The organism is Microbacterium sp. MEJ108Y, assembly GCF_000834175.1.
Lineage (GTDB): Bacteria > Actinomycetota > Actinomycetes > Actinomycetales > Microbacteriaceae > Microbacterium > Microbacterium forte.
Genome location: NZ_JXQX01000009.1, coordinates 1 through 14,773 on the forward strand (window position 1 = coordinate 1; position 14,773 = coordinate 14,773).

At 67.4% G+C, this 14,773-nt stretch carries 13 protein-coding genes; 3 read left to right on the top strand and 10 right to left on the bottom strand.

Going from position 1 to position 14,773, the window contains the following annotated elements; all coding sequences use genetic code 11:
- On the bottom strand, positions 1–261 hold a 261-nt coding region (locus RU09_RS04375; RefSeq protein ID WP_042537916.1), incomplete at its 3' end, for a hypothetical protein.
- Positions 262–564: 303 nt separating this feature from the next.
- On the opposite strand from RU09_RS04375, the gene RU09_RS18445 reads away from it, so the two are divergent.
- Positions 565–789 (top strand): hypothetical protein, encoded by a 225-nt coding sequence (locus RU09_RS18445; RefSeq protein WP_156145868.1) that lies wholly within the window; start codon positions 565–567, stop codon positions 787–789.
- A 184-nt stretch (positions 790–973) separates the two neighbouring features.
- On the opposite strand, the gene RU09_RS04380 is transcribed toward RU09_RS18445, so the two are convergent.
- The gene (locus RU09_RS04380; protein WP_042537918.1) at positions 974–2,020 is read right to left on the bottom strand and encodes an NAD(P)-dependent alcohol dehydrogenase; all 1,047 of its coding nucleotides are present in this window, start codon (positions 2,018–2,020) and stop codon (positions 974–976) included.
- 126 nt (positions 2,021–2,146) lie between these two features.
- Between RU09_RS04380 and RU09_RS04385 the strand changes: the two genes are divergently transcribed.
- Complete coding sequence (locus RU09_RS04385; RefSeq protein WP_042537920.1) at positions 2,147–3,157, top strand: DUF3824 domain-containing protein; 1,011 nt, start codon at positions 2,147–2,149, stop codon at positions 3,155–3,157.
- Between the two features lie 92 nt (positions 3,158–3,249).
- On the opposite strand, the gene RU09_RS04390 is transcribed toward RU09_RS04385, so the two are convergent.
- From RU09_RS04390 to RU09_RS04415, 7 genes are all read right to left on the bottom strand, one after another.
- Positions 3,250–5,319 carry an acyl-CoA dehydrogenase family protein gene (locus RU09_RS04390; protein WP_042537923.1) on the bottom strand — a complete coding sequence of 690 codons (2,070 nt, stop codon included), beginning with the start codon at positions 5,317–5,319 and terminating at the stop codon, positions 3,250–3,252.
- Between the two features lie 150 nt (positions 5,320–5,469).
- Positions 5,470–6,222, bottom strand: a complete 753-nt coding sequence (locus RU09_RS19060; RefSeq protein WP_442922278.1) for an HTTM domain-containing protein — start codon at positions 6,220–6,222, stop codon at positions 5,470–5,472.
- 24 nt (positions 6,223–6,246) lie between these two features.
- Complete coding sequence (locus RU09_RS19065; RefSeq protein ID WP_376708811.1) at positions 6,247–6,711, bottom strand: hypothetical protein; 465 nt, start codon at positions 6,709–6,711, stop codon at positions 6,247–6,249.
- Positions 6,708–7,523 (bottom strand): DUF5819 family protein, encoded by an 816-nt coding sequence (locus tag RU09_RS04400; protein WP_042537925.1) that lies wholly within the window; start codon positions 7,521–7,523, stop codon positions 6,708–6,710. Before RU09_RS04400 ends, RU09_RS19065 begins: the two co-directional genes overlap by 4 nt.
- A gap of 74 nt (positions 7,524–7,597) precedes the next feature.
- The gene (locus RU09_RS04405) at positions 7,598–7,966 is read right to left on the bottom strand and encodes a hypothetical protein (protein WP_042537928.1); all 369 of its coding nucleotides are present in this window, start codon (positions 7,964–7,966) and stop codon (positions 7,598–7,600) included.
- Positions 7,967–8,108: 142 nt separating this feature from the next.
- Entirely contained in the window at positions 8,109–9,869 is a 1,761-nt protein-coding gene (locus RU09_RS04410) for a glycoside hydrolase family 3 protein (RefSeq protein WP_197065955.1), read from the bottom strand.
- Positions 9,870–9,871: 2 nt separating this feature from the next.
- Positions 9,872–11,170, bottom strand: coding sequence for an MFS transporter (locus RU09_RS04415; protein WP_042537930.1), 1,299 nt, complete (start codon positions 11,168–11,170; stop codon positions 9,872–9,874).
- A gap of 134 nt (positions 11,171–11,304) precedes the next feature.
- Between RU09_RS04415 and RU09_RS04420 the strand changes: the two genes are divergently transcribed.
- On the top strand, positions 11,305–12,588 hold the full coding sequence (locus tag RU09_RS04420; protein ID WP_042537931.1) for a TetR/AcrR family transcriptional regulator: 1,284 nt from the start codon (positions 11,305–11,307) through the stop codon (positions 12,586–12,588).
- Between the two features lie 35 nt (positions 12,589–12,623).
- On the opposite strand, the gene recQ is transcribed toward RU09_RS04420, so the two are convergent.
- The gene (gene recQ, locus RU09_RS04425) at positions 12,624–14,699 is read right to left on the bottom strand and encodes a DNA helicase RecQ (protein WP_042537932.1); all 2,076 of its coding nucleotides are present in this window, start codon (positions 14,697–14,699) and stop codon (positions 12,624–12,626) included.
- Positions 14,700–14,773: the final 74 nt, after the last annotated feature.

The window sequence follows — 14,773 nt, forward strand, 5'->3', positions numbered from 1 at the left end:
GGTCGCACCCCGCACATCCACACCCACCGTCCGCTGCAACAGCTCATTCAGCCCCCGGCAGCCCGCCGAATGCGGAAAGTCGCCCGGATCCCCCGTCGCGATCGTCTCCACGATCACCGCCTCGGCACGCCGGAACGCCGCCCCCGCACCCTGCAACACCGCGACCCGGTCCGCATCCGACAACCCCGCCAGCCCGTCATCGGACAGCACCGCATCGAGGTCGGCGACGACCCGATCCAGAAGCTCCGCAGTGCTGTTCATACCCCCCAGTCAACCGGGGACCACCGACATTCGAGACCCGCAACTGCCCGCTTTTACCCCAGATCAACGCCATATTCCGATCTCCCGATACAGCGCACCTACGCCGCGCACACCACAGCCACGGGAGCGGCGCGAGAGCGAGAAAGAACGGCGACGGAGAGACACATGGAAATGGAGACGGAGAGACGACTCGAAGGGAGAGCACCCGGAGGAAGAGGGCACTCCGACGACGAGGAGAGCGCCGGGCAGGAAGCGAACACCCGGCGAGGACGGACCTCAAGAGGGTGAGAGCGCCCTGACGACGTGGAGAGGAGAGCAGAGGAGCAGAGACGACAGAAGGAAAAGAGAAGACGGAGGAGAGAGAAGAGAAGACGGAGAAGAGAGAAGACGGAGAAGAAGAGGAAGAAGAAGAAGAAGAAGAACAGAGAAGGACAACAGAGAAGGACAACAGAGAAGGAGAACAGAGACGAGAACAGAGAACGAGAACAGAGAACGAGAACAGAGAACGAGAACAGAGACGAGAACTGAGAACGAGAACAGAGAACGAGAACGAGAACGCGGTATAAGAGAACCCGGGAACAACACCCTCGGAGAACGCACCCGCGGGATGGAGACCCGCAGAGAAGAAAACCCCGGGGAGAACGCCCCGGAAAAACACCCGGAGACAGCGAGAAGCCCCGGGGTGTGACACCCCGGGGCTTCTCTCCGACCGTCAGTCCGCGAAGGTCGCGGCGTCGATCACGAAGCGGTAGCGCACATCAGAGGCGAGCACGCGCTCGTAAGCCTCGTTGATCTGCGCGGCCGAGATGACCTCGATCTCGGAGGCGATGCCGTGCTCGGCGCAGAAGTCGAGCATCTCCTGGGTCTCAGCGATGCCGCCGATGTTCGATCCGGCGAGCGAGCGCCGTCCGCCGATCAATGACGAGACGTTGACCGAGAGCGGTTCTGCGGGGGCTCCGACGCAGACCATCGACCCACCCACATCCAGCAGACCGAGGTAGGCACGGAGGTCGACGACGGCACTGACGGTGTTGAGGATGACGTCGAACGATCCGCGCAGCGAGCGGAACGTGTCGGGATCGCTCGTCGCGTAGTAGTGGTCTGCCCCGAGGCGAAGCCCGTCGTCCTTCTTGCTGAGGGTCTGCGAGAGCACGGTCACCTCGGCGCCGAGCGCGTGGGCGATCTGCACGCCCATGTGGCCGAGTCCGCCGAGCCCGACGACCGCCACCCGCGTGCCAGGGCCGACGTTCCAGTGCCGCAGCGGGGAGTACGTGGTGATCCCCGCGCAGAGAAGGGGTGCGGCGACGTCGAGCTCGAGGGCGTCGGGGATGCGCACGGCGAACGACTCGGTCACGACGACCTGCTCGGAGTATCCGCCCTGCGTGATGGTCCCGTCGCGATCGACGCTGCCGTAGGTGAAGACAGCGCCGTTGGAGCAGAACTGCTCGTCACCGCGCTGGCAGTTGCGGCACTCTCCGCACGAGTTCACGAGACATCCGACCCCGACGCGGTCTCCCACGGAGTGCTTCGTGACGTCGGCCCCGATGGCGGCGACGGTGCCGGCGATCTCGTGGCCCGGTGCGAGCGGGTAGCTCTGCGGACCCCAGTCACCGCGCACGGTGTGGATGTCGGAGTGGCAGATTCCGGCGAATGCGATGTCGATCAGGATGTCGTTCGGGCCGAGTTCGCGGCGCTCGATGACGGTCTTCTCGAGCGGTGCGGCTTCGCTGGGTGCGGCGTAGGCGTTGACACGGGTCATCTCGGACTCCTCGGGTCGGGTCGGGTGGGCCAGATCGACACTACTCGCGGCGCCCTGTGCGCCACCCCTGTGCGCCACCCCTGTGTGATCGATACGTTGGGGCTACGACTCCGGAGGGGAAGTCCCATGCACCGCTCGACCTTGACCACCCGACTGATCACCAGCGTGATCGCTCTCGTGCTCACTCCCATCGCCCTGATCCTGCTGTCTGTCGGCGGACAGACCATGATCCTCACGTTCTTCGCGTACGCCAGCGACGGCGACCTCGCGTCGCTGACCGGACCTGTGCTGCTGCAGATCCTCGGTCTCGCGCTGCTCATCCTCGTCGTGCTCACCGGCGTGTGGAGTTCAGCCGGCCTGATCGCCATCGGCATCCTCAGCATCGTGCCGCTGATCGTCGCCGTCTTTCCCGTGACCCTGTCATGGCTCTACGGCATCGCACCCAGGGAGTGGGTCGACGGCTTCGTATACGGCCTCCCTCTCGTGGTGCTCGCCGCGCTCGGGGCGATGGGCCTGGTGCTCGCCCTCGTCCGCCGGGATCCTCGACCGAAGGGTGCCGCGCTCGGCGTGGTCGGCCTGATCGTCGCCCCACTGCTGCTCGCTGCGGGCGCCTGGTCGATCACCTGGGGAATCGCCGAGGGTACGCTGTTCGCCCTGCAGCGGTTCGAGTTCGACGTGCGCCCCGGGCCAGGCTTCGCAGTCGTCGCCGGGGCTCTGCTCGTCATCGCCGGTATCACCGTGACCCGCTGGTCGCGATTCGCACTCGTCGTTCCCGCCCTCGTGCTCCTCGTCGGCAGCATCCTGCTCGTCGTGGCCCGCGATGCCGTGATGCCTGCGCTCTTCGAGCTGCCGCGAGGCATGAACACCGTCGCACCGAGCCTTCTTCTCTACGGCGGAGGAGCCGCGGCCGGACTCATCTATCTGACCTTCACAGCGGTGCTGCTGCGCGTCGTCGCTCACGCGCGATCGGCCGGAGCGCCCGGAGCGACGACACCCGACACCACGGTGCACGCGCAATACCCACACGCGCAATATCCACAGGCGCAGTACCCACCAGCACCGATGCAGCATCCGTACCCGCCGGTCCCCGGTCAGCAGCCGCCCGCTGCGCCGTACCCGCCGCAGCCCGGCCCGTAACTCACGGAGCCGCCGCACGACGGCGGCTCAGACAGAAGGAACCGGCCGGAATCCCACGATTCCGGCCGGTTCCGTGCTCTGCGAAAGCCGCGTCAGCGCTTGGCGTTCTTCTTCAGCGTCTTCTCCAGCACAGGTGCATCGCCGGATGCTGCGAGCGCCGCGTAGTACTCGCGGGCCTCGTCCTGACGCTCTCGCTCTGCACCGGACGCGATGGGCGCTCGGACGTGCTCGGGCTCGTATGCGAACGCATCGACCAGGTCGAGGGCATATGGGCGAAGCCGGGCGCACAGACGGTCGATGTACCGCGAGACCGCAGCGGCGCGCTGCGTCGAGAGACGTCCGTTGATGAGGTGCCAGGCGAGGTGCTTCTCGATGAGCTGCAGGCCGAAGAGGTCGCGCAGCCAGGTGAGAACCTTCTTCGTGTCAGCGTCATCGACTCGGTGGACGGCATCGGTGAACGCCTCCCACTGCAGCAGCTCGCCGTGTGCGCGGGCCGCCTCGATCAGCTCGGCCTGGTTCTCGTTGAACAGCTTCGCGCCGAGCACCTTGTCCTTGCCCGCAGGGCGCAGACGACCGGCGATGTCGGCGACCATCTGCTGCACGCGCTCGGCGAGCAGCAGGTGCTGCTGCTCTTCGCGCAGGCCGTTCTCGACGGAACGCGAGACCTGCCCGAGGTCGACGACCGACTGGCCGAACTGACGCAGGCCGGCACCGTGGAAGAGCTTGCCCGCGGTCATCCCGACGGCGAACTTGGCCAGAGCCGCAGCATCCTTGCCGGTGAACTGCTTGGCGTAGTCGGTCAGCAGCCGCTTGCCGACGAGCTGAAGCAGCACGTTGTTGTCGCCTTCGAACGTGACGTAGATGTCGAGGTCGGCCCGAAGACCCACGAGGCGGTTCTCGAACATGAAGCCGGCGCCGCCGCAGGCCTCGCGCGCCTCCTGCAGTGTGTCGAGGGCGTGCCAGGTCGACAGCGGCTTGAGTGCCGCGGCCAGGGTCTCGAGATCCTCGCGGTCGTCGGGGGTGTCGGTGCGACCCGAGAACACCCCGTCGAACTTCTGCAGGAACTCGTCGTGCGCGAAGATCTGCGCATACGTCGTCGCAAGCCGCGGGAAGAGGCGTCGCTGGTGCTTGCCGTAGTCGAGGAGCACGACCTCCTGCCCGTCTGCCCCGTCGAACTGACGGCGCTGCGTGGCATATGTGATCGCGATCTTGAGCCCCAGAGCGGATGCCCAGCAGGCCGCGCCGTCGAGCGAGACCCGACCCTGCACGAGCGTGCCGAGCATCGTGAAGAAGCGACGGCCGGGGCTGTCGATCGCGCTCGAGTACGTGCCGTCGACCGCGACGTCGCCGTACTTGTTGAGCAGGTTGGTGCGGGGAACGCGCACGTGGTCGAAGCTCAGACGGCCGTTGTCGATGCCGTTCAGTCCGCCCTTGAGCCCGTCGTCCTCTCGTCCGATGCCCGGCAGGTCGATGCCGTCATCGCCGCGCAGCGGCACGTAGAAGCAGTGCACCCCGTGGTTGACGCCGTTCGTGATCAGCTGGGCGAACACCGTCGCCGCGACGCCGTGCAGTGCGGCGTTGCCGAGGTACTCCTTCGTCGCGCCGCGGAACGGCGTGTTGATGACGAACTCCTCCGTCGCGGGGTCGTACGTCGCGGTCGTGCCGACTGCGGCGACGTCTGACCCGTGCCCGATCTCGGTCATCGCGAAGGCGCCGGGGATCGAGAGATCCATGACTCCCGGCAGCCATTTCTCGTGGTGCTCGGTCGTGCCCAGCTGCAGGATCGCTGAGCCGAACAGCCCCCATTGCACACCCGATTTGATCTGCAGGCTCGGATCGGCGACGACGAGCTCCTCGAAGCCGGCGATGTTCCCGCCGTTGTTCTCTTCGCCGCCCAGCGACTTCGGGAACGCGCGGTGCACGGCCTTGTTGTCGACGAGCAGGTGCAGCTGGCTGAGCACGCGCTCGCGGTGCTCGTCCTTGCCCAGTTCGTCCTTGCGCCAGAACGCCGAGTCCTTGATCATCTCGCGCGCCTCGCGGCGGGTGTCGGCCCACGTGCCCATCAGCAGGTCGGTGACCCGAGCGACGTCGATCCGCAGGTTCGCGTCTGCGTTGTCGGTGTGGGGGCGAGTCGTCTTCGGACGGACGGCGGCGTCGACCATGAGCGTTCCTCTCAGAGGGAAGTAGTGATACGCCCATGGTAGGTGTGCCACAACCAGGAGCGAACTGCTGTGTACGCATCCTCCAACTGCCTGCGGGCACATCGCCCCGACGGATTGTCGTCAGACCACAGTCCGCGCGAGACCGCGACCTCAGGCCTCCACGCCTGACGGCCGGGGCGGGGCCGTCTGCGCCTGCTCCCACCGCCGTCTCGTGCCGGAGCTCAGACGCGCCCAGGTCCGATCACGGATGAAGATCGAGTCGATCGCGATCATCGTGAGCGAGAACCAGGGCAATCCCATCAGCACGCCGATGCCGATGTGGAACGAGAGGATGCCGACGAGGCCGATGAGACGCGTCGGCCGCGTGAGCAGCATCAGTGGGAACGCCACCTGCAGGATGATCGATCCCCAGGTCGCGGCGACGACCATCGGCCCCCACGTCGTGACGAGGTCACTCAGAACCGGCCACGTGCCGAACCGGGCGGTCTGCAGCGGGTTGTACACCGCGTAGCCCTCTTCCCAGGGCGCACCGCCGGCTTTGTACAGCGCGCCGGAGGCGTAGACGAAGCACACCTGGGCGGTGAGCGCCACGAGGGCCAGATTGTGGAAGACGGTGCCCAGAAGAGCCGGCTGGCTCCCCGGAGCGAACCACTCGCCCTTCTTCGCACGACGTCTGGCGTCGAGCGACCACCGAGCCGCGGGGTCTGCGAAGAACAACAGCAGCAGGGCGATGCGGAACATGTTGTCGCCCTGGTCGCCCACCATGTCGTTGGCTTCGATGAACCCCACCCAGAGGCAGAAGAACACCGGCAGGACGATCCGGAAGCGCCAGCCCAGCACGAACAGCACGTCCAGCACGCCGAGCAGCAGATAGAGAGCGGTATAGAGGACGTCATTTCCCATCGCCGCATGGAACGCGCTGAAGATTCAGATCTTCGGGAACTCGCTGACGGGTTCGGCGAGCTCGCCGTTCCACGCCGACCCCGAGCCGAACGTATAGAGACGTGTGCCGAAGTTCGATGCGAGCAGGCCGATCGCCGTGATGCCGAAGAGGATGCGGGTGACCGCCAGGCCGTAGAGGGCCTTCTTGCCGTTGAAGAGCCAGTCCCCCACGAACGCAGAGATCCGGTCGATCGCCGACAGGACCATCGACCACAGCCCGCCGATCATCGACGAGACGAAGCTCAGCAGACGCGTCACGAAGGAACGGGGCGGCTGCAGCTGCGGCTGTGGTGTCGCAGAGGGAGAAGGAGCAGGCGAGACCGACGGAGCAGGCGCCGGAGGGGCGGATGCCGGCGCCGGCGCTGTCACCGTCGAGCGGGAGGTCTGAGACCCGGCATCCTTCTTCTTCTTCGCGTCTCGCTTGGGCGCGGTCCTGATCGGCGCGCTCACGGCTGGATCCTCTCGAACTGGGCGCGGAAGGTGTCGGCGAAGTTCTCGCGACTCTGCCCTTCCTCTTCTATAGGCAGCCGCCACCCGGTGGTCGAGAACGTGGGATCGGGGCGCTGCGCGCTCGGATCGTTGCGGTCGGCATAGGGGACGACGTTCTGGCGGCTCACGCGGTACTGGACCTGGACGACTGCATCGGCACCCCAGATCGCATAGGCCACCTGAGTGGCATAGGCGGTCGACAGGTGCTCCTCGGCCATGTACGCCTCGGTCGACGGCTTCTCGCCCTCGAGCTCATCGAAGGAGCGCACCATCCACTCCTCCCAGCCCTCCTCGGTGAAGTCGAGTCCCACGACGGCCTTCTGATCGTCGTCCAGCTTGTTGAACGCGTTCATCTGACCGCTCGCGACCTCACTCGACTGGATGCCGGCGCGAGGCGGGAACAGGTTGTAGCGGATCATCGAGAGCTCGACGTCGGTGGCGCTCACCCACCCGGTCTCGATCTCCTGGCCGTCCTTCTCTATGACGGCCCGGACGTTGAAGTGGTAGTCGCCGTTGATCGGCTCGGGAGCGAAGACGCTCCACGACTGACCGAACATGGGCAGCATGTAGCCGGCGAGTACCTCCTGAGTGGGGATCTCTCGCAGTGCCGAATACGGTGCGATCCAGAGGAACGACGCACCCACATGCCACAGGGTCAGCAGACAGGCGGCGAATGCGATGAGCTTCACCCACCAGGTCGGGCGCGGTCGCGGGGCGGCCACGGCAGTCGCCGCATCCTGCACTTCCGGTGAGGTCTCAGTCATCGTGCTCATCCACATCCTTCTCACCGCTGCAGGTCGGGGCCGCCGCAGCGACGGCCCCGACCTCTCAGCGTTCCTGCACTGCGTTACTCCGTCTGGGCGAGCGGCCGTCGAGAACGCGCGACCCTCGTCATCCCGAGCCCGAGCATCAGCAGCAGCGCCGCCAGCGCGATCCACCCGCCCTGGATCTCACCACCGGTGGTGGCGAGGCCGGACGCCACGACCTGGAACGAGGCCGAGACGCTGCCGGAGGTCGCTCCGGTCAGGGTCACTGCATGGGTTCCGAGGTCGGTGCCGGACGGGATGGTCCAGGTGAAGGTGACCGTGCCCTGCGCATCGGCGACCTTGGTCCCCAGTGCGATCGGCTCGGAGGTCATCACTCCGGTGACGGACTCGCCGGGCTTGAACCCGGTGCCGACCGCCGTCTGCTTCTCGCCGCGCTCGAGTGAACGCAACCGATCGGCAGGTTGATCGCGCCCCTCACGTTTCGACGGACGAAAGGTCATCCCGACAGCACGCAGCCGCGAGCCCTCGGAACGACGAAGACCGCCCCGCAGGTCGATGCCTGCGGGGCGGTCTCAGAGGGGCGGGCGAGTGCTAGAGCGTGAGCCCGTGACCGAATCGGAAGAGCGGATCTGCGGTGTCGAAGGGCACGTCCGGACGCGAGGCGACGACCGCCGCCATCGACCTCGGCAGGTCGAACGGCAGCCTGCCCTGCGCGCTGGCGACGCCACTCAGCACGTCGAGCAGCGCGGCCGCGGAGACGCCCCAGTTGACGGTGACGGCAGCCGCGGCATCCGTGATCGGCTGGAGGATCGGCGGACGATCGGCGAGCACGTCGACCACGGTCGGCACGGCACCCGCGATCGCACGCACGTGATCGAGCACCTCGTCGGGGAACTCGAGCGAGCCCGCGTGGAAGAAGTTCTCGAAGGTGGTGTCGCGCTGCTCGAACGGGGCCTGCAGGCGGATGACCGCGAGATCGGCCTCGTCCGGCGTCGCGACGACCTCGCCGTAGGCCGCCGCGACCTCGGCGTCGATCCCTTCGACGTAGAGCTTGAGCCCGGTGGCGAACGGCAGCGCGCCGTCGTTCGTCAGCACGGTGACGGACGCTCGTTGAGCCGCCTCTCCGGCGGCACGGAACTCGGCGCGGCCGACGATCTCATCGGCCGCGTCCTCGTCGACGAACGGATCCTCGAAGAGCCCGAGCTCGAACTTCTCCCGCAGGATCCGTCGTGCCGAGACATCGAGTCTTTCCTCCGAGACAGAGCCGTCGGCGAGGAGCTCGAGCAGCAGCTCCGGGCAGTCCTCGCCGCCGAACTGATCGACGCCGGCATCCAGCACCTTGAGCATGCGCTCGCGCGGCGTCAGGTCTTCGACGCCCCACGCCCGAGCGGGGAACGGCTGCCCGAAGATCTCGGCGTCGTTGATCAGTCCCCAGTCGGTGCACACGACCCCGTCGAACCCGAAGCGCTCGCGCAGCAGGCCCGTGATGACCGATCTGTTGAAGCCGAAGCCGACCTCTTCGTATTCGGTTCCCACGGGCATGCCGTAGTACGGCATCATCTGTCGGGTGCCCGCGGCGAGGGCGTCTTCGAAGGGCTTGAGGTGCAGCTCGAACTCGTCGCCCGGGTAGACCTGCTCACGGCCGTAGGGGAAATGCGGATCCTCCCCGTCGAGTTGCGGCCCTCCTCCCGGGAAGTGCTTCGTCATCGTCGACACGGATCCGGGGCCGAAGGAGTCGCCTTGGAATCCACGGATATATGCCGCTCCGAGAATGCCTGTCAGTTCAGGGTCCTCCCCGAAGGTCGCGGTCTGCCGTGCCCACCGTGGTTCGGTGGCGAGATCGACCTGCGGATGGAGCGCCACACGCAGACCGACGGCCGTATATTCCTGTCGAGCGATATCAGCGAAACGCTCCACCAGCTCAGGGTCTCGAGTGGCTGCGAGACCGAGTGTCTCCGGCCACTGCGAGAACGGCCCTGCGAGGATCGATGCCCCGGGGTTCTCGCTGAACGAATGCCGCGGGTCGGTCGACAGAGTGACCGGGATGCCGAGTCTCGTCGAGGCGGCGAGCCGCTGCAGCTCGTTCTGCCACGCCGCGATCTCGCGCCCGGTGGTCGCGGCACCCAGCAGATTGAAGTGCGTCATGTTCTTGACCTCGACGAACTCGCGCGCGCTCGGGGTGCCGAAGATCGGGTTCGCCTCGTCGAGGTCGCCGATCGCGATCATCGTGTGGAAGAACAGCCCGGCCTTCTCCACGATGGTCATCTCATCGAGGAGCAGCTGCACGCGCTCATCGATCGCCAGACTCGTGTCGAGCCATGGTCGCGCGGTGATGACATCGGTGTTCGTCATGGTCACTTGACTCCCTTGATGCGGTAGACGAGAACGGCGCCGGCGAGCGCGACGAGCGCCCCGAACAGGTACCAGGTGGTGTATCCGCCGAGCGGGGTCGCCGCCCCGAGTGCGATGATGCTCGGCGCGATGGCGGGAGCGATCGACTGCGGAAGAGCGTTCGCGATGTTCAGCACGCCGAGGTCCTTGGCGACATCGTCGGGATTCGGCAGCACCTCGGTGGCGAGGGCGAGGTCGACCGACAGGAACGAGCCGGCACCCAGGCCGATGATGGCCTGCGCGACGATCACGACCGGGATCGAGGGTGCCAGGGCCAGGATCACGAGGCCGACGACCATGATCACTCCGGCGATCGCGACGAACGGTCGCCGCTTGCCGATCCTGTCGGACAGGAACCCTCCGAGCGGGGCGGAGATGGCCATCGCCGCCATCGACGCGAGGTTCGCGATGAGGATCGTGCCGACCGCCCCCTGCTCGTCGAGCTCGAACTTGTTGACGAGGTACAGGGGAAGGAAGGTGGCGATGCCCGCGTAGCCGAACATGACGAAGAACTTGGTCAGCCAGGTCCAGCCGAAGTCCGGGTGCTTGCGGGGGTTGAAAACGAACGAGCCGAAGAACGTGCCAACAGTGAAGCGTGTGGCCGGCTTCTCGGTGAGTCGACGATCCTTCAGCGTGAGCACGAACACGACGACCAGGATCAGCGCGATCGCACCGGGGACGAAGAACCGCTCGAAGTCACCGGGGAGGAAGTTCACGATGAAGCTGCCGGCGAGGATGCCGATGGGTGTCGTGATGCCGATGATGCCCGAGACCTTGCCGCGGCTCGAGACCGGCACCTGGTCGGGCAGCGTGGCATTGGCTGCAGCGAGCACCGCGTTCATCGACGCCTGCACGAGGCACCAGGCCAGCAGCACGACGAGCACCGAGGTCGCGGCGCCGATGATCGCGAAGCCGCCGAGACCGACGATCGCTCCGCCGAGGATCCAGGGGCGGCGCATGCCCCACTTCGAGGTCGTGCGGTCGGAGAGACGCCCCACCAGCGGGTTCGCGATGAGCGCGAATGCAGCGCCGACTCCCATCACGAGGCCGAGGCTCGCCTCGGTGTTCGTGGGGTCGAGGCGCTGGATCTTGAACGCCATCGACACCATCACGGGGGTGAGAAGCGCCAGGTAGACGCCGAAGTTCACGGCGGCGAGTCCGGGCGTATATCCGCGGGGCGTCTTCAGCGGCGTGGTGCCGGGGACTTTGAAGCCGGTGGTACCGACGGCAGCCGCAGTCGCGGCCGATGACAGCTCTGTCACGGGGGATCCTTTCGGGCAAGGTTCGTCGGTCATCTGCGACCGGACGTGAGGAAGACGATACACGAATCTCGACCGTTTGGTAAGTGAATGTCTACCGACTGGTAATGAGAGAGAATGAGGGGGAAGGGGGAGCGATGACGACAGCGACGACGACAGGCTCGCGTCAGGCGCGCGCCGCGGCCACGCGCCAGCGGATCGTGGACGCCGCCCGCGAGTTGTTCATCTCGAACGGGTACCGCTCGACGTCCCTGCGCGACATCGCCGCCGCGGCATCCGTGAGCCACCCCGGCCTCCTCGGCCACTTCGCCTCGAAGGACGACCTGCTCGCCGAAGTCGTCGCCGGATTCGAGGAGGAGAACGAGAGGGCGTTCGATCTGGTCGGGGCGGCATCGGACTCGGGCGAGCTGATCTTCGCCGACGTTGCACGGCGCAACGCGCGCACCCCGGGTTACCTGGAGCTCTTCGCCGCACTCACGGGCGAGGCGTCGGCCCCCGAGCATCCGGCCCACGAGCGGATGCGACAGCGATACGCCCGTCTGCGTGAGCTGAGCTCGGAGGTGCTCGAGGACGCGGCGCTGCACGGTACCATCGACGCCGGCAGAGATGTGTCAGACGAGACCACCCGTCACATGGCCGGCTGGGACGGGCTGCAGCTGATCTCGCAGTACCTTCCCGACCGCGTCGATGTCGTGCAGATGCTCGAGGAGCGCGAATCGCTGTGGGCGCTGCCCGTCGGTTGGCGCGACCCTGCCCAGCCCGCACCCGCAGACGTGGCCGCGGGTCCGTTGCCCGCCATGTCGGCGGCGCTCGTCGAGGGCGCTGGCGACAACGAGCCCGGTTATGCAGTCGGTCGACGCCGTCGGGCGCAGATCCTCGCGGACGCGATGCATCTGTTCTCGCGGGGAGGATACGGCGACACGAGTCTCAGCGACATCGCCAAGGCTGTCGGGGTGTCGAAGTCGACGCTCCTGCACCACTACCCCTCGAAGGAGCTGCTGCTGAGCGCCGTGCTCACCGAGCGCGACCGCGCCATTCAGGAGCGCAGCGAGGACGAGCATCCCGAACGCGCCGGGGCCGCACTGCGCGATCTCCCCACCGGCGCGCGCGTCAGCGCACTCGACGAGCCGGGCCTGATCGAGGTGTATGCGGTGCTGTCGTGCGAGGCCGTTCCCGCGACGCACCCCGCCCACGACTACTTCGCCGAGCGCTTCGAGGAGGTCATCGGCTACTTCGCCGAGCTCTTCCGGCTCGCGCAGGTCGACGGGGACCTGTCGGAGCATCGCGACCCCGAGCACGAGGCCGTCTGGCTCGTCGCGATGTGGGACGGGCTGCAGTATCAATGGCTGTACGACAGGGACGCGGTCGACATCACCGCCCACCTGCGCGCCCATCTCGACGACGTTCTTCCGCTGCGCTGACGCGTGCGACGTCCTGCCGGAGGCCTCAGACGGCGTCAGGCCGCGGCGATCACCGCAAGCACGCCCTCGCCGTAGGCGTCGCGCTTCTTGGCGCCGATGCCGGTGATGCCGTCGAGGTCGGCGAGCGAGGCCGGCCGGTGCTCGGCCAGAGCGCGCAGCGTGGCATCGCCGAAGACGATGTAGGCGGGAACCCCCTGCTCCCGTGCGGTCTCGGCACGCCACGCGCGCAACGCCTCGAACAGCGGACGGTCGCCGGCGTCGAGTGCATCCGCCGCACTCGCCTTGCGGGCCCGCGGTGAGGACGCCGGTCGCCCGATCGTGTCCTTGCGCAGCGGCACAGGGGTCTCGCCCTTCAACACGCCGACCGACTGCTCGCCGGGGGCGAGCGTGCCGTAATCGCCCTGCGCCACGATGATGCCGCGCGCGAGCAGCTGACGGATGACGCTGCGCCAGTCCTGATCCGAGAGGTCGGCGCCGATGCCGTAGGTCGCGAGCTTCTCGTGGCCCTGCTGGCGGATGCGCTCGGTCGAGGCCCCGCGCAGGATGTCGATCAGGTGACCGGCGCCGAACGACTGGTTGCGCTCGCGCTTGAGGCGCACGATCGTCGAGAGCAGCTTCTGCGCGGGGACGAGCCCGTCGAAGGTCTCCGGCGTCTCGAGGCAGGTGTCGCAGTTGCCGCAGGGCCGGGACTCCTGTCCGAAGTAGCCGAGCAGATTCTGTCGACGGCACTCGACCGTCTCGCACAGCGCCAGCATCGCGTCGAGGTGCTGTCCCATCCGCATCTTGAAGGTGCGGTCGCCCGGGCTCTGATCGATCATGCGCCGCTGCTGCACCACGTCGCCGAGCCCGTAGGCCATCCACGCGATCGACGGTTCGCCGTCGCGGCCCGCACGCCCGGTCTCCTGGTAGTACCCCTCGACGGACTTCGGCAGGTCGATGTGGGCGACGAAGCGCACGTCGGGCTTGTCGATGCCCATGCCGAAGGCGATCGTCGCGACCATCACCACACCGTCTTCGCGCAGGAACCGCGACTGGTTCTTCGCCCGCACCTCGGCGGGAAGGCCCGCGTGGTACGGCAGGGCGTCGAAGCCCTGCGCCGCGAGATACGTCGCCGTCTGCTCGACCGACTTGCGGCTCAGCGCATAGACGATGCCCACCGAGCCCTCCGGCTGCGCGCGGATGAAAGAGACCAGCTGCTTGCGCGGATCGACCTTGGGCACGATGCGGTATTGGATGTTCGGCCGATCGAAGCTGGCGACGTAGTGCTTCGCCGTGTCGAGCCTCAGTCGCTCGGTGAGCTCTTTGTGCGTCGCACGGGTGGCGGTCGCCGTGAGCGCCATGCGCGGAACGCCGGGGAACCGCTCGCCGAGGTCGCCGAGTGCGAGGTAGTCGGGGCGGAAGTCGTGGCCCCACTGCGACACGCAGTGCGCCTCGTCGATCGCGATCACGCTGAGTGTGCCTCGTTGCAGCAGCGCCGTGGTCTGCGGCGAGGACAGCCGCTCGGGGGCGACGTAGATGAGGTCGAGCTCACCGGCGACGTACGCCCGTTCGACCTCGCGCCGCTCGTCGATCCCCTGCGTGGAGTTGAGATACGCGGCGTTGACGCCGTTAGCCCGAAGGGCGTCGACCTGATCGTGCATGAGGGCGATGAGCGGGCTGATCACGAGACCCGTGCCCTCGCGCACGAGAGCGGGAACCTGATAGGTGACGCTCTTTCCGCCACCGGTCGGCATGAGCACGACCGCGTCGCCGCCGCCGATGACCTGATCGACGATCGCGGCCTGGTCGCCGCGGAACTCGTCGTAGCCGAACACCGTGTGCAGCGCCTCGGCCGCCGACGGATAGCGGCTGGGGGTGGCACGCCGCACCGCGGGAGCGGATGCCGCAGAGGACGTTGCGGCGGATGCCGTCGCGCGGGACGCCGACCGCCCGACCTTCGTCGTCACGGGCGTCACGGGACCGGGACCCCAGTCGAGCGGAGGCTCGAACCCGGCGCCCTGCGGCTCCCAGTCCATGGGCTCCGGCGGCTCGGAGGGCTCCCATCCTGCGCCGTCCCAGGGCTCGTCTGCGTACGGCAGATCCTCGTACGGGTCACGGGGAGTCTGCGGCATCCCTCCAGCGTAACGACCCCCGCCGACCTCGGCCCGCCCCTCCACAACTCCACGGGCGTAGGTTGGACGCAGAC